The following is a 22851-nucleotide window of genomic DNA, read 5'->3' as shown; positions in this document are numbered from 1 at the left end:
TCAGCCGCCCAGGCGCTCAGCCTCGACCAGCTTTCACGTTGAGGCATGGCCGGATCTTCAGGACCGTTCCCGCCGCGCCATGAATGCCAGGCGTTCGAACAGGTGCACGTCCTGTTCGTTCTTCAACAGCGCGCCATGCAGCGGCGGTATCAGTTTGGAGCTATCTTGTTGACGAAGGGTTTCAGGATCGATGTCTTCGTTCAGCAGCAGCTTGATCCAGTCGATCAGCTCCGAGGTCGAGGGCTTCTTCTTCAGTCCGGGGACGTCGCGTACGTCATAGAAGAGGCGCAGCGCCTCCGACAGGAGCCGTTGCTTGATGCCGGGAAAATGCACTTCAACGATTTCCGCCATGGTATCGGCATCGGGGAACTTGATGAAATGGAAGAAGCACCGGCGCAGGAAGGCGTCGGGTAGGTCCTTCTCGTTGTTTGATGTAATGATGACCACGGGGCGCTGCTTTGCACGGACGGTTTCACCGGTCTCGTAGACGTGGAACTCCATGCGGTCGAGTTCCAGGAGAAGATCGTTCGGAAACTCGATATCGGCCTTGTCGACTTCGTCAATCAGCAGAACCGGCCGTTCTTCAGCGTCGAATGCTTCCCAGAGCTTGCCCTTACGGATGTAGTTGTTGATGTCCTTGACGCGTTCGTCACCGAGCTGGCTGTCGCGCAAGCGCGAAACGGCGTCATATTCATAAAGGCCCTGCTGAGCCTTGGTGGTGGATTTGACATGCCATTCGATCAGCGGGGCTTTCAGGGCGACCGCAACCTGTTCGGCGAGCACGGTCTTGCCGGTGCCGGGTTCACCCTTGATCAGCAACGGCCTCTCCAGGGCGACTGCGGCGTTGACCGCGACCCTCAGGTCTTCCGTGGCAATATAGCTTTCAGTTCCTTCAAAGCGCATTTGGCCGTCCGTTTTTCCTAGGTTGGCCGCAAGGTGGCAGGCCGCGCGCGGCTGTGCAAGCCCGTAAAAGGCAGGAGTGCCGGCGCACGGCAATTTTGAACATCTGCCACCGGCCAGAGCGGAAGTTTTTGCCTGTTGGGTCGTGACCTGCCGGGTTCTTTTTTCCGCTTCTGGAAAAGGAAAATTTCCTAAGGTTATGAAATGAAAAGAAAAATTGTGATTTCCCCAAACTGGCACGGCCTTTGCGGAGGAAGGCCGATTATGGGCGTAAGCCCGCGTCGCAGTGCCCGATCTATAAAGAGGACCGCAAATGGGTATTTATGGGGCTATCAACTCGGCTGTCTCCGGACTGGCTGCGCAGGCTACGGCTCTGGAGAATATTTCCGGTAACGTCGCAAACTCGCAGACGACCGGTTACAAACGGCTCGACACGACCTTTTCGGATCTGGTTTCCGGGGGTGGGTCCAAGCAGGCCCAGCAGGTTTCCGGAACCACCTTCGCCACATCCCGCGCCACCAACACCGTGCAGGGTGATATCACGTCGGTCGACGTCGATACCTACATGGCCATCAACGGCGCTGGCTATTTCGTCGTGACCAAGGCGTCCGACGTGGTCGACGGCTCGACCACCTTCGCAGATGAGACCTACTACACCCGCGCCGGTGATTTCGAGCGCGACAAGGAAGGTTATCTGATCAACAGTTCCGGCTATTACCTGCAGGGCTTCCCGCTGGACCCGAATACCGGAAATGCGATCGGCGACAACCCGGCCGTAATCCAGATCGAGAACCAGCCACTGGCAGCATCCGCAACCACGACTGTGGACTACCAGGCCAACCTGCCACGGGTTCCCGCGACTACCGACTATGATGGCACGGATGAAACCACTGCCCTCCTGAACGCTTCGGTCGGTGCCGGTAACGTTGCCGTTGCAGATGAAACCGACTTCCTGAACAGCTCCATTTCCGGCGGATCCACAACGATCTACAATCAGAACGGTACGGCGATGAACGTCGAAATCCGTTATGCCAAGACCGCGAACTACGATGCTGGCCCGCCCATCGTTGAGGACGCCTGGTCGATGTATATCGGTACTGGCGGTGATGCGACCGATGCCTGGTATGATGTTGGTACCGTCCAATTCGACGATACCGGCGAGATGACGACCCTGACCGCCGGTGCCATGGCCGGTTCCGCAGTGAACGGTACGGGCGACGGCTTTACAATCTCCTCGCTGACCATCGGCGGCACGACGGCAACGGACGTCGAGTTCTCCTTTGCCGACGGCTCCCTGACCCAGTATTCCGACAAGGACGGCAGGGCCAGCTCCGTGTCGCTGGATCCGGATGGCTATCCTGCAGGTGAGCTGATCGGGGTGGCTGTAGACGCTTCCGGCCGCGTCATTGCCAGCTATTCCAACAACCAGCAGCGTCCGGTTTACCAGATCCCGCTTGCGACGTTCGAGGCCGAGCAGGACCTGCAGCGCGTTGACGGTGCCGCGTTTGCGGCAACGGCCGGATCGGGAGACGCGGATCTTTCCGGAGGCGGGCAGATCCTGGCCAAGAAGCTGGAACTCTCCAACGCCGATATCGCGGACGAGTTTTCCAAACTGATCATCACCCAGCAGGCCTATTCGGCAAACTCGCGGATCGTCACCTCAGCAGACGAAATGCTCGACGATGCCCTGAATATGGTCCGGTAACACCGCCTAGGCCGGCGGGGCACTGACCCGCCGGCCACCTGGCCTGGTCGCGTATAAGGAAGGAGAAGCCGCCATGGGTCTTACAAGTGCCCTGAATACCGCGGTTTTCGGAATCACCTACAATCAGCGTCAGCTGGACGTCACCGCGTCCAACATTGCGAACGCGGATACGGCCGGCTATTCGAAAAAAATAATTTCGGCGAATGTCTACTTCGACGGCAACGGCAACGTCGCCGGAATGAATGCGACGGAAGTGCGCCGGATTGTCAACGAGCAGATCCAGTCCGACTATTTCAACTCTCTCGCCGACACCAGCTACTCCCGGCAGATTGCTGATTTTACTGATCGTCTGGACGATATCTTCGGCACGATCGACGACAAGAGTTCGTTGTCGTCCCTTGCAGGCAATCTTTCAGCTGCACTTGCCGGCCTGGTAAACGATCCGGGCAACTATGCCGTTCAAAAGGACGTGGTTTCGGCCGCCGAAGCTTTTGCGCGCGAAATCAACTCATCCTATGAGCAGATTGCGGACCTGCGCCAGGAAGCGGACAACGCACTGGCTTCCCAGACAGATAGCGTGAATGGCCTGCTCTCAAGCATTGAAGACATTGACGAGGCGATCCAGAACGCGACCCAGTCCGGTGTTTCGACCGCCGACATGGAAGACGAGCGCGACCGGCTGATTGAGCAGTTGTCCGGTTATATCGATATCGACGTCACCAAGAACGACAACAATTCAATTTCCATCCGCACCGCCAGCGGCGACCAGCTTTACGCCGACGGCCAGGCATCGACGCTGACCTTCGATGCCACGCATCTGCTGCAGCCGGGCCAGGCAGGCAACTCGGTGATGGTGAGAACGCCAGGCGGCACCCAGTTCGATCTCATCGCGTCGTCGAAATCAGGTTCGATGCAGGCAACTGCTGAACTGCGCGATGATATCCTGGTCGAGGCGCAGACACAGCTCGACACGATTGCTGCCGAACTGTCACTTGCCTTTTCCAATGTGAATGTTGAAAGCACAGCAGCGACCGTCGGTCTGGACAGCGGTTTCGATCTCGATGTGTCCGCGCTTCAACCGGGCAACACGATCACGCTGGATTACACCGACAGCAGCGGCAATCCGCAGACAGTCACCCTCGTGGCCGTGGACGATCCCGCCCTGCTGCCGCTGGACAACTCCGCTACGGCAAATCCGGGCGACACGGTCTTCGGTATCGACATTTCCAGCGGTGTTCCGGCAACCTATATCACCAACATCACCGCAGCACTTGCCGGCACCGGTCTTCTGGTCAGCAATGACGGGTCGGACAACCTTCGGGTTCTGGGCGACAACACGGCGCCGACCAGCGTTGAAAGCCTGAGTGCGAATGTCACCGTGACGGCGAATTCCGATCAGGGGTTGGGCCTTGCGATCTTCGTTGACCAGCGGGCTGGAACGGACCTCTTCACCGATGCGCTTGAAGGCGGCGGCCAGCGGCTCGGCTATGCGTCCGGAATCAGCGTCAATCCGGATCTTCTGGCCGATAGCGCGCTTCTGGTGAACTATCAGACCACGCCGACACCGAACACGACCAACGATCCTGCGCGTGCGCAGTTCCTGTCGGATGCGCTCAGCGTCGGCACGAAACACTATGACCCGGGCTCGGGTATCGGCAGCGCATCGACACCGTTCCAGGGAACGCTGCTGGGCTTTGTCAACCAGACCGTCGCGTTTCAGGGCAACCAGGCGGAAGACGCAGCCACATATGCGGATTCCAAGGAAGCGCTGACCATGAACCTCGCCATTCGTTACGAGCAGAGCTACTCGGTCGATCTCGACGCCGAACTGGCCTTCATGGTTCAGCTGGAAAACGCCTATGCGGCCAATGCCCGCGTCATGCAGACCATCAAGGATCTCTTCGAAGAGCTCCTGAACATCGTTTAAGGTTGGGTGCGTTATGGCAGTTTCGAATATCACCACCTCCCGGACTTACCTGACCCGCCAGCTCGGCGAGCTCAACGATCTGCTGGCAAGCAAGACAACCCAGCTCGCCAGAGGCAAGGTCGGTACCACATACGGCGAAGTAGGCGACCGCCGGCTTCTGGACATTCAGCTGACCCAGAAAGTCAGCATGATCGAGAGCTACCAGGACACCATCACCATCGCCAACTTGCACCTGCAGACCTCGACCATGTCGCTGGAGCGTCTGGAGGATATCCGGCAGGATGCGAAATCCGCGCTCGATACCAACGATTTCGTGCTGCAGGACGACGGGCAGACGCAGACCCAGTCCCGCGCCAAACTGCTGTTGAACGAAGCGCTCAACATTCTGAACACGGAAGTCGCCGGATTTTACGTCTTTGGCGGCACGGATGCCGTTCAGGACCCGGTTGCCAAGATCGATGCCATTCTGGAAGGGGCGAACGGCCGGGACGGGCTGAAAACCGTCATGAGCGAGTATTCCCAGGCAAATCTGGGTGCCGGCAACGATGGCCGCACATCGACCTCCGCGCTGACAACCAACTACGCCGGGCCCGTGCCGACGGATTCCACCTTCACCATTGCCGAAGATGGAGCACATGATTTCGGTTTCGACATCGCATCGGTTGCCTCAACCCTGACCAACGTCGCGATCACCGGGCCTTCGGGCACTGATCCGGACAGCTTCGACGTTCAGTTCACCGGTCAGCCGGAACTTGGCGAGACCATCACTGTGGAATTCTCCCTGCCGCCTGATCACAGCGAGACGATCTCCATCGAGCTGACGGCAGCAAACAGCACGGCTGAAGACGGAACGTTCGCGATCGGCGCCGATCTTGAGGAAACGGCGCAGAACCTGCGCGATGCCCTGGAAGCGGAGATCGAGCACCAGGCTCAGACAACCCTTCGCGCCGTGTCGGACGAATGGGCTGCAGAAGAGTTCTTCAGGACGTTCGGCGGGGAAGAGCCGCAGCGGGTCGACGGACCTCCCTTCGACAGCGCAACCGCGCTGATCGGTGGCAGCTCGACGACTGTCGCCTGGTATACGGGCCGCAACACGGCCACGGACGATCCGCGCACGGACAAGAACGCGGTGATCGACAGCAATCTCACGGTGAGCTACGGCGTTCGGGCCAATGAAACACCGCTGCAGGAACTGGTCCAGTCGCTTGCGGCTTTCATTGCCGCGGATTTTTCGGGCGGCTCGACGATCGACGAAGAGTATTACAATACCCTGTCGACCAACCTGCGCACGACCTTGCAGCCGCCAGGTGTCGATCAGTCCGGGATCACCGATATTGCCACGGACATTGCCATCACGCATCGGACAGTGTCGCTGACCGATGACCGGCACGTGCAAATGAAGAGCAGCTACGAAGGCACGATCGCGGATATCGAGGGAATCGACCAGGATCAGGTCGCCGCCGAGATCCTGCAATTGCAGACCAATATCGAGGTTTCCTACAGGGCCTCGTCGATCGTGTTCAATCTGACCCTGTCCGATTATCTCTAGGATCGCCCGGAACTTCCGGCTTTTCCCCGGGCGGTCTTCGCTCACTGCTGCCTGGACTGCCGGTCAGGGCCGGGAAAGGCCTTGAAATATTCCCCCTTTGGGGAAACACTCTCCTGGTTGCCTTTCTTCCCGACGGATATCTTCTGGTGTCCAGTTCCAACCGGTTTGCCGCCGGGGCCTTTGGCAACGGCGCGTTCTTTTCATTATCCCTTTTCAAAAAACAGATCGCGGCATACCGCGTAAAGATCGACACCATGGGAGGGAGAGCCGATGTGTCACGTATTTGCCGGACAGGATCCGGAACGCTATGCCAGCCAGACCCGGCGGTTGCGGCTCAACGGACAGAGCACGAGCATCCGACTGGAAAATTCCTTCTGGGCAATTCTGGATCAGATTGCCGCGTCGGAAGGGGTGACGACACCGCATTTCATCTCGACGCTGCATTCAGAAGTGATCGAACTGCGCGGTGAACCGAAGAATTTCACATCGCTGTTGCGTTGCGCCTGCCTGAAGTTCCTCGAGATTTCGTCGAACCAGCACGCGGCTTCGATTGCCGCTGAATGACATTTTGCGCTGCAGCGCAAGTTTTACCGCTCGCAGTATAAGCATACTACCCGGGCGATAGTTGCCACGCGCTACGCTTCCGTCATGCAAATACAAGCAGAGCGGAGTAACGCGTGGCGAAAGCAATACATTCTATGATCCGTGTTCTGGAAGAGCACAGGTCTCTTTCCTTTTATGAAAAAGCATTCGGGCTGACCGTAGCGGATCGTCTGGATTTTCCCGATTTTACCCTGATCTACCTGCGCAACAGCGACTCCGGCTTCGAGCTGGAGCTGACCGTCAACAAGGGGCGGACAGAACCCTATGACCTGGGCGATGGCTATGGGCATCTGGCGTTCAGTGTCGATGACCTCGACAGCGAACATGCACGCTTCGAAGCAGCAGGTCTCAATCCAAGAAAACTGGTCGATTTCGCACCGGCGGGAGACGTCATAGCGCGCTTCTTCTTCGTTGCGGATCCCGATGGCTATCAGATCGAGGTGCTTCAGCGCGGCGGTCGATACGAATGAATTGAATTGAACGGGAGGAGAGCATGAAAACCGAAAACAGTCCGAGAGGTCTGACCAGACGACAGCTTCTGGCCCGGGCGACGGCGGCAGGCGCTGCCTTCGTCACCGGGACCGGGTTTCTGGCAGCAAGGGACGGCGCCTGGGCGACGGAGCTGACGGCACTCAAGCCGGACAGTTTCGCGACGCTGGTGCAGATGGCGCGGGACATCTACCCGCACGACCATGTCGGCGACGAATACTATGTCATTGCCGTCAAGGGATATGACACCCCCGACCACGCCGAGGATATCGAGGCCGGTATCGAGGCCCTGAACGGAGCAGCCCAGGGGAGAGGGCATACTTCCTATCTTGCGATCGGCTGGGAACGTGACAGGGCGGACCTGCTGCGGTCCATGGAGGACAGCCCGTTCTTTCAAAGGGTCAGGGGCGGACTGGTAACGGGTCTCTACAATCAAAAAGCAGTCTGGCCGCTGTTTGGATACGAGGGAGCTTCCTACGAACTGGGCGGCTACATCGACCGGGGCTTCAACGACATCAACTGGCTTTGAGCCTTAGGGAGGAAACCATGGCTGCACCATTTGACCTGAATGACGACACGGTTGTTGTCGTGATCGGAACGGGCGCCGGTGGCGGTGTGCTTGCCAACGAGCTGGCGCAGAAGGGCGTAAGTGTCGTGGCTCTGGAAGCGGGCGGACGCTATCTTCCGGATGATTATGTCAACGACGAGTGGGAAAGCTTCGGGCAGCTTGCCTGGGTCGACCCCAGAACCACGTCGGGCGACTGGCGGGTTGCAAAGGACTTTTCCGGCCTGCCGGCCTGGATCGTCAAGGCCGTCGGGGGGACCACCGTTCACTGGGCCGGGGCGTCGATCCGCTTCCAGCCACATGAGTGGAAGGCAAAAACGTCCTACGGCAACGTCCAGGGAGCCAATCTGCTCGATTGGCCGCTGGATGCGGAGGAAATGGACCCCTGGTACACGCTTGCCGAAACAAAGCTGGGCGTGACGCGCACAGGGGGGCGGGCCGGACTGCCGGGCAACAACAACTACCTTGTGTTCGAAAAGGGCGCCAAGGCGCTCGGCTACAAGGAAGTCCATACAGGCCGGATGGCCATCAACTCGGCCGACTATGACGAGCGTATTGCCTGCCAGCAGACCGGTTTCTGTTTTCAGGGCTGCAAATGGGGAGCGAAGTGGTCCGCCGCCTACACGGATATTCCGCGGGGCGAGGCAACCGGAAATCTGGAAGTTCGCGACCAGGCCCATGTTGCACGAATCCTGCACGACGATGCAGGCAAGGTGACCGGGGTCGAATATTTCGACAAGGACGGCAATCTGCAGCTTCAGAAAGCCCGTGTCGTCTGCGTTGCCGGCAATTCCTTCGAAAGCCCGAGGGTGTTGCTGAATTCAGCGTCTTCCATGTTCCCGGACGGTCTTGCCAACAGCTCCGGCCAGGTCGGTCGCAATTACATGCGCCATACCACAGGCTCGGTCTATGCCATTTTCGACCAGCCGGTGAAGATGTGGCGTGGAACAACGATGGCGGGGATCATTCAGGACGAAGCCCGTCACGACCCGTCCCGCGGCTTTGTCGGCGGATATGAACTTGAAACCCTGGCTCTTGGACTGCCGTTCATGGCGGCGTTTCTTGATCCGGGGGCGTGGGGCCGGGAATTCACAAGTGCGCTCGACGGTTACGAGAACATGGCGGGCATGTGGATCGTCGGTGAGGACATGCCCCAGGAAACCAACCGCGTCACGCTCAATCATGATGTGAAGGACAGCTTTGGCCTGCCGGTGGCGAACGTCCATTTCGATGATCATCCCAACGACGTCGCAATGCGCAATCATGCCTACAAGCAGGGGATGGCCATCTACGATGCCGTCGGGGCGACCCGGACCTTCCCGACGCCGCCTTACCCGTCTACCCACAATCTGGGTACCAACCGGATGTCGGAAAATCCGCGGGACGGGGTGGTCAACCGCTGGGGGCAAACCCACGACATTGCCAATCTGTTCGTGTCGGACGGGTCCCAGTTCACCACGGGCGCTGCCGAAAACCCGACCCTGACGATCGTGGCACTAGCCATCCGTCAGGCCGATCATATCGCCCGGGAAATGAGTGCCGGCAATCTGTAGTCCCGTGAGGGTCGGCTTCCGGAAGGCTGGGCTTTCAAAGCCCGGCCAACTCGGAGGTTCTGAATGGATTGCCGGGCTCGCACTGGGCCGGTGCTGAATATCTCATGGCTGCAAATCCTGCCCGCAGCTTGAGGACCCGCTGATCTCCGGTGGAGGCTTCCTCCGTTTCCGCTGGAGGAGGGCAGGTGAACGTTGCAGTCAAGAGAAAGGCCGCCGAGGTTACCCTGGCGGCCTTTCTTGATCTTCTATCGTGTTTTCCGAGGCTGTTCTTGAACCGGCCGCGCCGGGATCAGGACCTCAGACCCTCGGCAATCGAACGATTGATGCTGATGAGGGTATCGAGCTTGTTTTCGTCGTCAGTCGTCATGACTGTCATGGTCTGCTTGAACACGAACATGCCCAGCGAGGCGATGTTGTTCTTGATGTCCTGAGGCAGTTCGCTTTCAGGACTGGTCGCGGACGTCACGAGAATTGTCCAGAGCTTGCGGTTGTACACCAGGGCGTCATCTTTTTCCGCAAGCGAGGAATTTGCCCATTCATCCTTGATCAACTGAAGCCGGGCTGCGGCCTTCATCAGCAGATTCGCTTCCAGCTCCCTCGGTGACATCGCCACCTGGCTTGTTTTCTGGTAAGCCTGCGCTGCCTGTTTGTACATGACTGATCAGCGTCCCTTCGTACTCGATGAGCTTACGTGCTTCTTTCAGTGCTTTATAGAAGGCGCCGGTTAGTATGGCGTTACTAATCCTGGTGACAAAAGGGATCGTACTCGGCGCGGCTTTCACTATGTCATTGACGAGGCTGAAGTAACTCTCCTGTATCTTCTCCAAGTCAGTTGACAGATACATCAGCTGAACGGCCAGGTAGACCCGTTTGGCTGGTGTATCCGCAGTGGCCGGCGTGAGAATATCCTTTTCTCGCAGAATGGGAGCCTGGCCTTCGATAAAGAGGCGAGTGCGTTGATTGTCATTGGTGATAACGCTTTCCCCAATGATAATTCGCTCGCCCGGTTTCAGCTCGACCTTGAGCGCCATTCCGTGACCTCCACGCAGAAGTATCGCTGTGAAACGTTAACGAAATCGTTAACGATTTGCCCCCGATACCTTAATGATAACTGCCGCCGGTGTTAACCGAACAGGCTCAAGACGCTCTGATCTGCCTGGTTGGCCAGAGACAGAGCAGTCGAAGAAAGCTGCTGACGGGTTTGCAGCGCCAGCATGTTAGCACCTTCTTCGTTCATGTCCGCAATAGTTAGGTGGCCAGCGCCAACCTCCAGCGTGTTGATCAGATTTTGGGTGAAATCGGTCCGGATTTCCACAGTCGAAAGAGCCGTACCCATCGAACGGGCCGCATTGCGAAGCTCGTCGAGCGCCGCGTTGATGGCCTGAAGCGTTCGATCGATATCCGTATCCGACTTGAATTCGGACGGCGCTGCCGTCAGCGACACGATTCCTGTCGTCGATCCGAGCGTCGTTCGGTTGAAGTCGCTGTTGCTGCTGGAAATGTCGAAGGAGACTTCGCCGATAAGGCTGATGCTGCCGCCCGAGAAGGTGGCATCCAGGCCCTTTACGTTGTTGATGAAGGTCACGAGATCGCTGACCGTGGTTTCTTCGTCGATCTCCAGAGAGGCCGGCTCGAAGCCGTTGCCGTCGGTGATCGTGATCGTGTCGCCGGCCTGGAAGCCGCCGGAGGAGACCAGCGTTGCCGTGGAACTGAGAGGAGACACCGTCATCGTGGTCGTTGTGCCGCCGGTGTCGCCACCGTCTGTCGCTGCGCCACCACCGGTGTTGTCCTTGGAGATATAGAGAGGGTTGTCGAGACCGGAAGTGATGGTGATGGAGTCCGTGGCTTCGTCAAAAGTGGCGTGAACGCCGTTCAGATCGTTCAATGCGTCCACGTAGTCCTGCACCGTGGTGATGTCGGTACCGACCGTCAGGTTGGTGGTGCCGGAGGAATCCGTGATGCTGACAACGTTGCCGGTTGCCCAGTCGGCGAGGTCCGTCAGATTCGAGGACGCCTGCAGGCCTGACAGGGAAATGGAGGTGGTGCCGCTGAAGAGGTTGAAGGACGACGTACCGGTGCCTCCGGCATCCAGGTCATCCAGATTGAGACCGTCATCGAGTGAAGTGTCTGTAAAATCTACCGGATTAACGGTCAGATTCGAAGTGCTGTCCTCGTTGAAGATAACTTCCAGCTCGTTGCCGGCACCGGCAAGAAGGTTCTTGCCCTTGTAGCTGGAGTCCCGTGCCATATCCTCAATCTGCTCGAGCAGATCGTTGTACTGGCTGGTGAACAGCTTGCGTTCGTATTCACTGGAGGTCTGCAAGGCCTGGTTCGCGATTGCCTTGGCCGACTCCACCAGTTTGGTGATCGACGTGATGCCCTTGTCCGCTGCCCTGATCGTCTGAACCGCCTGGCCCATGTTATCCAAGAGGTTGGACAGATCACTCGCGCGGTCGTTCAGGGATTGTGCCGTGAAATAGGAGTTTGGATTGTCGAGCGCCGTGTTGACCTTCAGGCCCGTTGCCAGGCGCGTTTGCGTGATCGACTGCAAATCCGCCGTCTGTTTCAGCGACAGGAGATTGTCCCGGACAGCACTGGAGAGAACAATATCAGGCATCAGACTTCACCGCTTTCCCTATTCAGGTCTCGCCAAAGGCAACATGCGGGTAATCCAAGTCGAGCATGCACCTTTGCCGTAAATCTAAATGGAAAGTTAATCACTGATGCACGTATTAACGTCCCGTAAATAAAAGTTACCAAAAGGTTTCTTTTAAGATGTTGATTCTCAATGATAAAAAATTTCGGGTTCAGACAGTAATTCACGGCGTAAACGAAAACGGCGGACCAGTGGCCCGCCGTTTCTGATGCTTGTCTGTGAGTCGTGCGTCCGACTGATTCTCTTTGAATTAGAAGAGGGATAGCACGGTCTGGTCCGCCTGGGAGGCGAAGGACAGAGAGGTGGAAGCAAGCTGCTGACGGGTCTGCAGGGCCAGCAGGTTTGCACCTTCCTCGTTGGTGTCGGCCAGGGTCAAAAGACCTGCACCTTCCTGCAGAGTATTGATTAAGGTCTTCGTGAAGTCTTGCCGGATCTCAACAGTCGAGAGGTTGGTACCGAATTCGGAAGCCTGGGACCGCAGGTTTGACAGACTGGTGTTCAACCGGTCTATGACGCGGTTGATGTTCGTATCCGTTGCGAACCCACTGTCGGAGATCGCTTCGATCACGATGCCATCCGTGTCAGCAGTAAAGCCGGAGCTGTTGAAGTCCGTGTTGTCACTGGTCAGCGACAGGTCGGTTTCCGACGTGATGGTGATACGACCGGAGCCGTCATCGAACTTGGCCGAGACGCCGTTGAAGTCGTTGATGAAGTTTTCCAGGTCATCAACGGTGCTGTCTGCTTCAACTTCGAAGGTGCCGAGCTCGTAGCCGTTACCGTCCGTCAGCGTCAGAGTATCGCCAACCGCGAAGGAACCGGAGTCGATCAGGGCATCCGTGGTCGAGGAGAACGCGGTTGCGTCGACGAGGGTGCCTGCAAAGCTCGTGGTCGCAGAACCGTTACCACCGATGTAGAAGTCTTCATCGGAGTAGATGGTCAGTTCGCCCGTGCCGTTGTCGAATTCTGCACGAACACCGGCAATGGCGTTGAGGCCATCAACCAGATCCTGAACGGAAGCCGTCGAGGAAACACCACCGGAGAGCACGGCCGGGTTGGTGGCAGTGTCGTTGACGAAGGACAGGCTCTGGGTCGTGGAGATCAGAGTGGAGTCCGACAGGGTGGAGGAAGTGTTCAGGGCAGAACCGCCTGCATCCTGCAGGGTGATGACGGTCTTGCCGCCCTGCAGCTGCAGGGAAGAGGTTGCACCTTCGCCTTCTGCCAGGTCGGAAAGGTTCAGACCGGTGGACAGTGCGGTGTCGGTGTAGTCGACCGCTTCAATTGTCAGCTTTGAGGTCGCATCTTCGTTGAAGATGGTGGTCAGGTCGTTGCCGTCACCTGCAAGCAGGTTCTTGCCTTTGTACGAGCTGTCCTTGGCGACGTCTTCGATCTGTTCCAGCAGGGCGTTGTACTGTGCTGCGTAGGTTTTACGCTCGTACTGGCTCTGGGTCTGCAGGGCCTGGTTGGCTTTCGCCTTCGCGGTTTCAACCAGATCCGTGATGGTCTGAATGCCTTTGTCCGCGGCTTTGATGGTCTGCAGGGACTGGCCCATATCGTCCAGCAGGGTGCTGAGATCGCCTGCGCGGGAGTTCAGTCCGGATGCCGTGAAGAAGCTGTTCGGATTGTCCAGCGCGGAGTTCACCTTCATGCCGGTTGCCAGCTTGTTCTGGACGCCCGACATCAGGTCTGCAGTGGATTGAAGTGTGAGGAGGTTTTGCCGCACGGCGGCTGACAGCGTAATGTCACGCATCGGGTTATCCCTTTCCTGGGTCAAATTTCAACTGCTCTTCCTGAGCAGGTTGGGACCGATCATCGAGCGTTAACCTTAATCAATGGTTAAGCGCTTGAAAAATAGGGTTATCAGGAGGTTAACGCCGTTTTGCGCCCTGTCTGAACTGTCAGGGGGATTGCCTTCACGTGCCGAGGCAGAGTTCCAAAAAGTGCCAGTGTCTTTAATGCGAGGGCAGGGTGCCTGGTTACTGCGACAGGTATGCAAAGCCCGGAGTCCAGCGGGTTTTGTCCTCGTCGGGTTCTGGCGGGACAGGCAATCTCCAAAAAAATCAATGCGAGGCGTCATGGAGGCCGAAGCCGGCCTTGCATGTTTGCTCTGGCGTCGAGAGAGGGCCCGAGCAGCCATGGCAATTTGAAGGAATAGGCGCAGGCTGCGAGCTGCGTTTATATCCACCTGAGCCAGAATCTTAACGATTGGGATCAGGCAAGGCTTTGAAACCGATGTTCGGGAAGATGGGAGGTTTCGGGCTGGGGGCGTGTCTTGGGAGTGAGCTTGGGGGGTGAGGCCGAATATAGATGCGCCTAAAGTTTTCCGCGGGCGAGAACGGCTGGATCGGGAAACACGCTTGAGGATCCGGAAACAAGAAAAGCGGGCCGTGGCCCGCTTTCCAATGTCGTTCTAACCGAAATGTCTGGCTTAGAAGAGACGCAGAACGTTCTGGTCTGCCTGTGCTGCGAAGGACAGCGAGGTAGAAGCCAGGCTCTGGCGAGTCTGCAGGGCCAGCAGGTTTGCACCTTCTTCGTTGGTGTCGGCCAGCGTCAGCTTGCCAGCACCTTCTTCCAGCGTGTTGATCAGGTTCTTGGTGAAGTCCTGACGGTTTTCAACGATGGAGAGGTTGGTACCGAAGGAGGAAGCCTGCGTTCTCAGGTTCGACAGTGCAGTGTTCAACCGGTCAACTGTACGGTTGATGTCCGTATCCGTTGCAAAGCCACTGTCGGAGATCGCCGAGATGCCGATACCGGTGGAGTTTGCGGTGAAGCCGGAGCTTGCAAAGTCGTCGTTGTCACTGGTCAGCGACAAGTCGGTTTCCGAAGTGATGGTGATGCGGCCAGAGCCAGTGTCGAAGTCAGCGGAGACGCCGTTGAAGTCGTTGATGAAGTTTTCCAGATCATCAACCGTGCTGTCTTCTTCAACTTCGAAGGAGCCGAGCTCGTAGCCGTTGCCGTCCGTCAGCGTCAGAGTGTCGCCAACAGAGAAGGAACCGGAGTTGATCAGAGCATCCGTGGTCGAAGAGAACGCAGTCGCGTCGACGAGGGTGCCTGCAAAGCTCGTGGTCGCAGAACCGTTACCACCGATGTAAAAGTCTTCATCGGAGTAGATGGTCAGTTCGCCCGTGCCGTTGTCGAATTCTGCACGAACACCGGCAATGGCGTTGAGGCCATCAACCAGATCCTGAACGGAAGCCGTCGAGGAAACACCACCGGAGAGCACGGCCGGGTTGGTGGCAGTGTCGTTGACGAAGGACAGGCTCTGGGTCGTGGAGATCAGAGTGGAGTCCGACAGGGTGGAGGAAGTGTTCAGGGCAGAACCGCCAGAATCCTGCAGGGTGATGACGGTCTTGCCGCCCTGCAGCTGCAGGGATGCGGAAGCGCCTTCGCCTTCTGCGAGGTCGGAAAGGTTCAGACCGGTGGACAGTGCGGTGTCGGTGTAGTCAACAGCTTCAATGTCGAGCTTCGAAGTGGAGTCTTCGTTGAAGATGGTTCTCAGGTCGTTGCCTTCACCTGCGAGCAGGTTCTTGCCTTTATAACCGGAGTCCTTCGCCAGATCTTCGATCTGCGTCAGCAGGTCGTTGTACTGAGCAGCAAACTGCTTGCGCTCGTACTGGCTCTGTGTCTGCAGGGCCTGGTTGGCCTTTGCTTTTGCAGATTCAACGAGCTTGGTGATGCTCGAAATACCCTGGTCGGCTGCCTTCAGGGTCTGCGTGGACTGGCCCATGTCGTCCAGAAGAGTGGACAGGTCGTTTGCACGGGAGGTCAGGCCGGAAGCCGTGAAGAAGCTGTTCGGATTGTCCAGAGCGGAGTTCACCTTTTTACCGGTCGCCAGTTTGTTCTGGACGTCCGACATGAACTGTGCAGTGGACTGAAGGGTGTTGAGGTTCGCGCGAACCGCGCTCGACAGAGTAATGTCGGCCATTTTGTGTCCTTTCTAGGAGTACAAGATACGAGGACCCTTCCTGGGTCCGAGGGACATCTATCGGCGCTTTCTTGTAAGAAGTTCTAAACAAAGATGGTTAGCGTAAATTAACCTTAACAGCCCCCTAAGCCGAGCACATAAAATCATTGCCAGAAAAAGTTGAGTATATTGTTTTGAAAGACAAATTTTAGCTGAGTAAAGATCTTAACAATGAGCCGCGAATGCTTGGGGAATGCCTATCGCCAGGTGCTTGGGCAGCGTAAATTTCCCCTAAAGGCAGTCGGCTTGTCTGAAACCTGACGGATTTGTTAACTCGTGTGCGGACCGAGGCAGGTGAAGGTGCCGAAATCGAAGACGATAGACAGATGCGCCGGCAAGACGCGCCGGGCCGATTGCTCGTGGGGTTTGCTGGCAAGCTTCATAGAGCAAGCGTCAGGGAACGCGCGTGAGGAGGCTGCAAGCGATCAGTTGAAAGACCGTGTGGGGGCGAAGCTGAAGGCGTCGCTGGAGGAGGGAAGCAACCCTGCGGGAGGGGATTGGGGAAAGTCGAGCAGACTGGGGATTGCCAAGGTCACAGCAAAGCCGGGCGCCGTTGGGACACGGGCAGGGAATGTGGATGGCTGCTCCTGATCAGATAACGCGTTGAACCGGTTCTGCCTGGGGCTGGGTCTGCCGGGTTTCTATCGACTCGTTGTACGCCCTCAGACGAAGCAATGTCTCTGCAGGTATCTGCCGGACGACCTGACCGGTTTCGGTGTTGGTCGCGACATAGACCAGGGCGTCGTATTCCGGGTCGATGATGTTCTGGCGTTCGACCGTGGAAGAAAACCGTTCGCCAAACGAACGCTGGTCGCGCTCGTTGTTCGCACTGCGCTGTGGGTTTTGCGTCTCGGTAGAAGGTCTTACGGTCTCTTCGACCGGAAGGTCCGTCTCAACTGAAGGAGCATTGCGCTCCGGAGCCCGCGCTACCGGCGTAATCGCCGTATATGTCGGCGATGGCGGCCGGGCCAATCCCGTGTCCAACATCTTTTCCTCCGGGTGACTAACAACTTTTACCCGATCAATCTGGAAAGATAACGTAAGGGAATGAATCGTCTGTTAACGGAATGATTAGACTTTTAAGGATTGCGATCTATCCGGTTGCGGCTGTTTCTGATTCGCTCTCGCAGTCCCGTCCTGCCGTTTGGGGAAACCTCTGGGCAGGTTTCGCGAGGGGGATAAATACACGAAAAGCTCCCGACGGGGAGCTTTTCATCGTTACAGGATACCCGGCGTGGTTCTTGCTAGCTGTCAGCTATCCTCAGAGCGACTGATTGACAGCGATGCCCCGAGCGGATTGCGGTCCGGTTGGCGCAGAACCGTTTCGTCCGTAGGTGGTCGGTGCATTGGCATTCTTGGCACCGGCGACCTTCGCGACGGTTGCAACGATGTTATTGGCAACGTCTCTTGCCGTTGAAAGCACCGCCAGGTTGATGCGCAGAACCGGCTGGAATTCGCTGTGCTGGCGACGCAGCGACTGGGTGGATGCCGGGGAAAGATTGCCCAGGGCGACCGCGTGTTCCTTCGCTGTCATCATGCCGCGGGTGTATTCGTGGATCAGCCGGGCCTTGTCGGGCTGCAGTTCGCCGGCTTCCCGGAGTTTACCGGCCCTGACCAGATCGGTTTCCATTTCGATCACGGACAGGAGGGCTTCCATGGTGCCGGACAAGGCAGAGCAAAACTGCTCGGCTTCCTGCTGGCTGGTAGGCCGCTCAAGGGAAAACGGAAAGGTGGATGCGTTGGGTTGTGCGGTCATCTTGACCCCTCCTGCAATGCGAGCAGTTCACGTTCCACGCTGTCGGCAAGGCCGATGCCGCCTGTTTGGGCGATGTTGCGTGCATATTCGTCGACCAGAAGGCTCTGCCAGGCATCCGCCCCGTGGCCTTTGCCCCAGGTGCCACCGTTTTCAAGGCCGGTGAACATGTTCTGGAGCATGGTGTTCAGGAAAACCGCCTCAAACTCTTCGGCGGCCTCGCGAACGCGCGTCTTGTTGGTCCGGTCGACGCCGCGCAGCGTGTCCAGCGGGCTTTGTTGAAAGGATGTCGGTGAAACAAGCTCGGCCATCACAGCACCTCGATATCGGCCTGGAGGGCACCTGCGGCCTTGATGGCCTGCAGGATCGAGATCATGTCGCGTGGACCGATCCCGAGAGCGTTCAGACCATCAACAAGCTGCTTCAGCGTGACGGTTTGCGGAACGATGGCGAGTTTGGAGCCTTCCTCATCCACGGTGACGTCAGAACGCGGCACCACGGCGGTCTGGCCGTTTGCGAAAGGCAGCGGCTGCGAGACCTGCGGAGATTCGGCAATCGTCACGGTCAGGTTGCCCTGGGCAACGGCGACCATGGAAACCTTCACGTCCTGTCCCATGACGATGATGCCGGAGTTCTCGTCGATGACGATGCGGGCTGCCAGATCCGGTTCGACGATCAACTGCTCGATGTCCGTGAGAAGATCGACGATGTTGCCATCATATTGCTGCGGCAGGTCGATGCGTACGGTTGCCGGATCAAGCGGTTCGGCTGTCGGCATGCCGATCAGTTCGTTGACGGAGAGCGCGATGCGCCGCGCGGTGGTCAGATCCGGATTGCGCAGGGCGAGACGAAGCGTGGTCAGCGAAGCCAGCTTGAATTCCAGTTCGCGTTCAACAAGGCCACCGTTGGCGATCCGTCCGGCGGTGGGAACACCGCGAACAACCGACGCGGCATCCGCTTGTGCGGAAAAGCCGCCGATCGCGATCGAACCTTGGGCGATAGCGTAGACTTCACCATCGGCACCGACCAGCGGTGTGACCAGAAGCGTGCCGCCCTGAAGCGATTCTGAATCGCCGAGGGCGCTGACGTTGACGTCGATCCGGGTACCCTGTGTGGAGAAGGGCGGCAGGTTGGCAGTCACCATGACGGCCGCGACGGTGTTGGTGTTCAGGTCGATGTTGCGGGTGTTGACGCCGAGACGTTCGAGCATGGCCTGCAGGCTCTGCTGCGTGAAAGGCGAATTGTTGAGCGAGTCGCCGGTGCCATTCAGGCCGACCACAAGGCCGTAACCGATTAGCTGGTTTTCGCGAATGCCTTCGAAATCGGCAATATCCTTGATACGGGAGGCTGCGTGTACCGGTGCCAGCAAGGTTGTTGCAGCAACGGCGGTGGCAGCACCCAGAAGTGCCAGCCGCTTGAACCCTCCGCAGATCATTCCACCAATTTTTCGCATTACCGATCTGGCCCGCCATCGTGTTTCCGGCTTTGCTGCCGGGATACATATATTCGAAATGCGCAATGCGAGAGCCGTGCCACTTTTTACAAAGGTGTTGGTTCTTTCCATAAAAGTGGCGGAAATCCGGGCTCTTTGCTGATATGATCACGAGCATATCCACGCAAAACTGTCGCTTGAGGTTAAAGAAATGTACCTGTTGGTCGGCAAATATTGCCTCACCCCCAAGGACTCATTTACCCTTCTCGGCAGAATCTGACGGGCAGAGCCACTCCATGCGCCAGAATTGCCGTCAGTCCGACTGGAAGATCGATCATGCGTATTACAGGCAATAAACCCATTTCCGGCGTTCAGGGACGAGGCGCCAAGAAAAGCGTTTCTTCAAGCGGCGACCAGTTCGCACCGGACCTTGGGGGTGAGGTTTCACAGTCTTCCCAGACCGCGGGCGGCGCGTCCATTCAGGGCATGGATGCCTTGCTGGCCCTGCAGGAGGTTGACGACCGCGCCGAGCGCCGATCCCGCGCCACCAAGCACGGGCACAATCTGCTGGACACACTGGAGTCGGTGCGGGCGGATCTGCTTGCCGGACACGTGTCGGAGGACCGGCTGGAGCTGCTCGCCAGGCAGGTTTCCAAACGCCAGTCGAGTGGTGATCCTGAGGTTGATTCGGTGCTCGAGGAGATCGAATTGCGGGTCAAAGTCGAGCTTGCAAAGCTCGGCCGATTCCAGGATTGAGCGTGCACACAAATCGATAAAATTTGTCGGCTTAGTGTTCAAAATTTACGCAACGTCTTGAAAGGTATAAACTTTCCTTGACGCCATTTTTAGCAAATGAACCGTTGTCCGCTGGCGGAACCGCCTATATATTGCGCCCGGCATAACGGTAATCCGGAGCTATCGATGACGGTTGAAATTGAGTCTGAATATCGACCCTCGGAAGACGAGCCGTTCATGAATGACAGGCAGCGCGAGTACTTTCGGAACAAGCTGCTTGTGTGGAAAGAAGAGATCCTGAAGGAAAGCAAGGAAACCCTCGCCAATCTTCAGGAGGAAAGCCAGAACCATCCTGACTTTGCCGACCGTGCGTCGTCCGAAACGGATCGGTCCATTGAACTTCGCGCCAGGGACCGTCAGCGGAAACTGATCTCGAAGATCGATGATGCCTTGGAACGCATTACAGACGGAAGCTATGGCTATTGCGAAGAGACCGGCGAGCCGATCTCTCTTCGGCGCCTCGAGGCGCGCCCGATCGCGACTTTGTCGATCGAGGCTCAGGAAGCCCACGAGCGTCGGGAAAAAGTGTATCGCGACGACTGATTTCCAGAAAACGGCCGGTTTGCCGCACAGACGGCAGATCCGTAACGACTTTCAAGACCTTCCCCTCGTGGGAAGGTTTTTTTATGTCTGTTGACTGCTTTCCCATGCCGACCGCCCGCACGCCTCACCTTGAGGAGGACCATCAGGTCCGCCTCGGAGGATTGGCAGCACGCTCACAAGCATGCGGCCCATCCTTCGAGACAGCGCTATGCGCTTCCTCAGGATAAGTTTTTGGGGGACCTGCTCGTTCAAGCAGGCTTGCGAAAGTCGAGACCGTTCAAAGCGTGATCCGGTAACGGGCAAAACCATCCGCACCGTCGCCTGCCGGTTCGATCCGGACACCTTCCACGGAGGCGGCGTGTTCCGTGCCACCCGGGCCGGTTTCGAACAGGACGCTCGTATCCGGCATCGGTTTGAAGGACCAGTTGGCATCTGCCGAAGGGTTGATCGTGCCCTGTTCGACAATGTATCGCACCAGGACGTCGCGATTGGTGTCCGGGCCGACGAAAACGACAACGTCGTCGCTGATGCCGGGGAAATTGCCACCGCCACCTGCACGGTAATTGTTGGTCGCGACCACGAAGGTTGCTTCAGGATCAAGCGGTGCGCCGTTGAACTGCAGGTTCACGATGCGGCTGGCGTCCGGATTGAGGACTTCGCCTTTCGCGTCATATTTCGATGGCTGGCTCAGGTCTATCTGGTAGGTGACACCGTCGATCACATCGAAATTATAGCTTGGAAACTCCGGGTTGATCAGTGTCTGGTCGGCCTTGCCCGGCTCGACTTCCCGGAAAATTCCGGCTGAACGTTCCAGCCATTCCTTCACCGTGCTGCCCTTGATGGCGACCGCGCGAATGGTGTTCGGATACAGGTAGAGATCGGCCACGTTCTTGATGGCGACATCGCCGACCGGAACATCGGTGTAGTAGTCCGGGCCGCCACGACCGCCGGCCTTGAAAGGCGCTGCTGCGGAAAGTACCGGCAGGCCTTCCCATTCCGTACCCTTCAGCATCTGTTCGATGTACCAGATCTGCGCCTTTGAAACGATCTGGACGCTTGGGTCGTCGGCCACGAGGGCGAAATAGGAATGCAAGGGAGCCGACGTCTTGCCGACGGGGCGGCGGACATAGGCAAGGGTTGCCTCGTGATCTTCCTTCACTGCATCGAGTACATCCTGCTGGCTCTCCACCAGCGGTGTCACGGTTCGACCTTCTTTTTCGTAGATCGGGCGTGCTTCGGTCATGAAATTAGCGACACGCCAGCCGTTGCCGTCGCGCTCGATCATCAGGTCGATGACGCCCAGATGCGATCCCCAGAAACCGCCCATCGCGGCAGGCTTGCCGAACAACGTGCCTTTCTCGCTGTCGATACCCGGCAGTCCCTCATACTGGGGACCGGGGAAGACCAGATGCTGGTGACCGGTAAAGACGGCGTCGATCCCGTCCACGCCGGCAAGGTGCAGGGAGGCGTTTTCCATGCCTTCCGAATAATCGTTGGCGTCAATCCCCGAGTGGGAGAGGGCGATTACAAGGTCGCAGCCCTGTTCGCGCATTTCCGGGACGAAGGCCTTGGCGGTTTCGATAATGTCACGCGCATTGGCGTTGCCTTCCAGGTGGCGGCGGTCCCAGTTCATGATCTGCGGTGGCACGAAGCCGATGAAGCCGATCTTGATCGGATAGGACTTGCCGGCACCGTCGGTGACCTGTTTTTCAACGATCACGTAGGGCTTCAGGAAAAGGGCGTCGTCTCGTGCGTTGCCGGCCAGCGTGCTGCCCTTGACAAGATTGGCGCAGACGACGGGGAAATTGGCACCGGCCAGCACCTTCATCAGGAAGTCCAGGCCGTAGTTGAATTCGTGGTTGCCGAGTGTTGCCGCGTCGAATTCAAGGACGTTCATGCCCTTGATGACTGGGTGCAGGTCGCCTTCGCTCATGCCGCGTTCATAGGCGACATAGTCCCCCATCGGGTTGCCTTGCAGAAAGTCGCCATTGTCGACCAGAACCGAGTTTGTCGCCTCGTTCCGTATATCGCGGATCAGTGTGGCTGTCCGGGCGAGACCGGCGGTGTCGACAGGTTTGTCGCTGTAATAGTCGTAAGGGAAAACATGGACATGGAGGTCCGTGGTCTCCATCAGGCGAAGGTGAGCCGTACCTTCCTTGGCCAGAACCGAATAGGGGTGCAGAGCTGCCGTGAAGCCAGTTGCCGCCGCGCCCATCAAAAGGGTGCGCCGTGAAATCGAAAAGTCTTTGATACTGGACATGAAATAGCTCCTGTTCGGTCGCTCGGCGATTGGTGTCGTTTAGCCTTGCGGAGCAGCGCGAGCCGGACCGACAGCTGTCGGTGCCCGCCGGGCGGCATGTTTCCGCGGCACACGGTTTTGGTCCGCGAGGATTACAACCGTATGACGCAAATTGCTGCCC

Annotated in this window: 20 protein-coding genes; 9 read left to right on the top strand and 11 right to left on the bottom strand. The window is 57.8% G+C overall.

The features are described from left to right. Positions 1-57: 57 nt before the first annotated feature. On the bottom strand, positions 58-903 hold the full coding sequence (locus tag J7447_RS10925) for a MoxR family ATPase (RefSeq protein WP_055656676.1): 846 nt from the start codon (positions 901-903) through the stop codon (positions 58-60). 310 nt (positions 904-1213) lie between these two features. On the opposite strand from J7447_RS10925, the gene J7447_RS10920 reads away from it, so the two are divergent. The 7 genes from J7447_RS10920 (at position 1214) to J7447_RS10890 (ending at position 9291) form a co-directional block, all read left to right on the top strand. Continuing rightward, the gene (locus J7447_RS10920) at positions 1214-2605 is read left to right on the top strand and encodes a flagellar hook-basal body complex protein (RefSeq protein WP_152506102.1); all 1392 of its coding nucleotides are present in this window, start codon (positions 1214-1216) and stop codon (positions 2603-2605) included. A gap of 73 nt (positions 2606-2678) precedes the next feature. Next, positions 2679-4532 carry a flagellar hook-associated protein FlgK gene (gene flgK, locus J7447_RS10915; RefSeq protein WP_152506103.1) on the top strand — a complete coding sequence of 618 codons (1854 nt, stop codon included), beginning with the start codon at positions 2679-2681 and terminating at the stop codon, positions 4530-4532. Positions 4533-4545: 13 nt separating this feature from the next. Further along, the gene (locus tag J7447_RS10910; protein ID WP_209169601.1) at positions 4546-6081 is read left to right on the top strand and encodes a hypothetical protein; all 1536 of its coding nucleotides are present in this window, start codon (positions 4546-4548) and stop codon (positions 6079-6081) included. A 270-nt stretch (positions 6082-6351) separates the two neighbouring features. Next, entirely contained in the window at positions 6352-6645 is a 294-nt protein-coding gene (locus tag J7447_RS10905) for a ribbon-helix-helix domain-containing protein (RefSeq protein ID WP_006932702.1), read from the top strand. A gap of 113 nt (positions 6646-6758) precedes the next feature. Next, positions 6759-7154, top strand: a complete 396-nt coding sequence (locus J7447_RS10900) for a VOC family protein (protein ID WP_031269183.1) — start codon at positions 6759-6761, stop codon at positions 7152-7154. 23 nt (positions 7155-7177) lie between these two features. Next, the gene (locus J7447_RS10895; protein ID WP_077292436.1) at positions 7178-7702 is read left to right on the top strand and encodes a Twin-arginine translocation pathway signal; all 525 of its coding nucleotides are present in this window, start codon (positions 7178-7180) and stop codon (positions 7700-7702) included. Positions 7703-7719: 17 nt separating this feature from the next. Then, the gene (locus tag J7447_RS10890; RefSeq protein ID WP_209169600.1) at positions 7720-9291 is read left to right on the top strand and encodes a GMC family oxidoreductase; all 1572 of its coding nucleotides are present in this window, start codon (positions 7720-7722) and stop codon (positions 9289-9291) included. Between the two features lie 289 nt (positions 9292-9580). Here J7447_RS10890 and flaF read toward each other — a convergent pair whose 3' ends face one another. The 9 genes from flaF to J7447_RS10845 all read right to left on the bottom strand — a co-directional run bounded on the left by flaF (position 9581) and on the right by J7447_RS10845 (position 19096). Further along, positions 9581-9898, bottom strand: coding sequence for a flagellar biosynthesis regulator FlaF (flaF, locus tag J7447_RS10885; protein WP_286189118.1), 318 nt, complete (start codon positions 9896-9898; stop codon positions 9581-9583). Further along, the gene (gene flbT / locus J7447_RS10880; protein WP_006932693.1) at positions 9828-10322 is read right to left on the bottom strand and encodes a flagellar biosynthesis repressor FlbT; all 495 of its coding nucleotides are present in this window, start codon (positions 10320-10322) and stop codon (positions 9828-9830) included. Before flbT ends, flaF begins: the two co-directional genes overlap by 71 nt. Positions 10323-10414: 92 nt before the next feature. Further along, positions 10415-11908, bottom strand: coding sequence for a flagellin (locus J7447_RS10875; protein ID WP_023000694.1), 1494 nt, complete (start codon positions 11906-11908; stop codon positions 10415-10417). A 289-nt stretch (positions 11909-12197) separates the two neighbouring features. Next, a complete protein-coding gene (locus J7447_RS10870) occupies positions 12198-13694 on the bottom strand; it encodes a flagellin (protein WP_023000695.1) in 1497 nt (498 codons plus the stop codon). Positions 13695-14372: 678 nt separating this feature from the next. Then, positions 14373-15869: a flagellin gene (locus J7447_RS10865; protein WP_023000696.1), complete on the bottom strand. Its 1497-nt coding sequence runs from the start codon at positions 15867-15869 to the stop codon at positions 14373-14375. Between the two features lie 630 nt (positions 15870-16499). Next, the gene (locus J7447_RS10860; protein WP_152510262.1) at positions 16500-16895 is read right to left on the bottom strand and encodes a hypothetical protein; all 396 of its coding nucleotides are present in this window, start codon (positions 16893-16895) and stop codon (positions 16500-16502) included. Between the two features lie 274 nt (positions 16896-17169). Next, positions 17170-17664 (bottom strand): hypothetical protein, encoded by a 495-nt coding sequence (locus J7447_RS10855; RefSeq protein WP_023000699.1) that lies wholly within the window; start codon positions 17662-17664, stop codon positions 17170-17172. Further along, positions 17661-17972 (bottom strand): rod-binding protein, encoded by a 312-nt coding sequence (locus J7447_RS10850; RefSeq protein ID WP_023000700.1) that lies wholly within the window; start codon positions 17970-17972, stop codon positions 17661-17663. Before J7447_RS10850 ends, J7447_RS10855 begins: the two co-directional genes overlap by 4 nt. After that, positions 17972-19096, bottom strand: coding sequence for a flagellar basal body P-ring protein FlgI (locus tag J7447_RS10845; RefSeq protein WP_209169598.1), 1125 nt, complete (start codon positions 19094-19096; stop codon positions 17972-17974). The genes J7447_RS10850 and J7447_RS10845 overlap by 1 nt, the downstream gene beginning before the upstream one ends. Positions 19097-19429: 333 nt before the next feature. Here J7447_RS10845 and J7447_RS10840 point away from each other — a divergent pair, with 333 nt between their 5' ends. Beyond that, positions 19430-19849 carry a flagellar assembly protein FliX gene (locus J7447_RS10840; protein ID WP_075284324.1) on the top strand — a complete coding sequence of 140 codons (420 nt, stop codon included), beginning with the start codon at positions 19430-19432 and terminating at the stop codon, positions 19847-19849. A gap of 165 nt (positions 19850-20014) precedes the next feature. Beyond that, the gene (gene dksA / locus J7447_RS10835; RefSeq protein ID WP_006932683.1) at positions 20015-20431 is read left to right on the top strand and encodes an RNA polymerase-binding protein DksA; all 417 of its coding nucleotides are present in this window, start codon (positions 20015-20017) and stop codon (positions 20429-20431) included. Between the two features lie 277 nt (positions 20432-20708). Here the strand turns inward: dksA and J7447_RS10830 are convergent, their stop codons facing one another. Continuing rightward, positions 20709-22691 (bottom strand): bifunctional 2',3'-cyclic-nucleotide 2'-phosphodiesterase/3'-nucleotidase, encoded by a 1983-nt coding sequence (locus J7447_RS10830; RefSeq protein WP_209169597.1) that lies wholly within the window; start codon positions 22689-22691, stop codon positions 20709-20711. Between the last annotated feature and the right edge of the window lie 160 nt (positions 22692-22851).

Source organism: Labrenzia sp. R5_0 (assembly GCF_017743835.1).
GTDB lineage: Bacteria > Pseudomonadota > Alphaproteobacteria > Rhizobiales > Stappiaceae > Roseibium > Roseibium algicola.
Note: the sequence above shows the minus strand (reverse complement) of the source record. Positions and strands in the feature narration are given on the sequence as shown.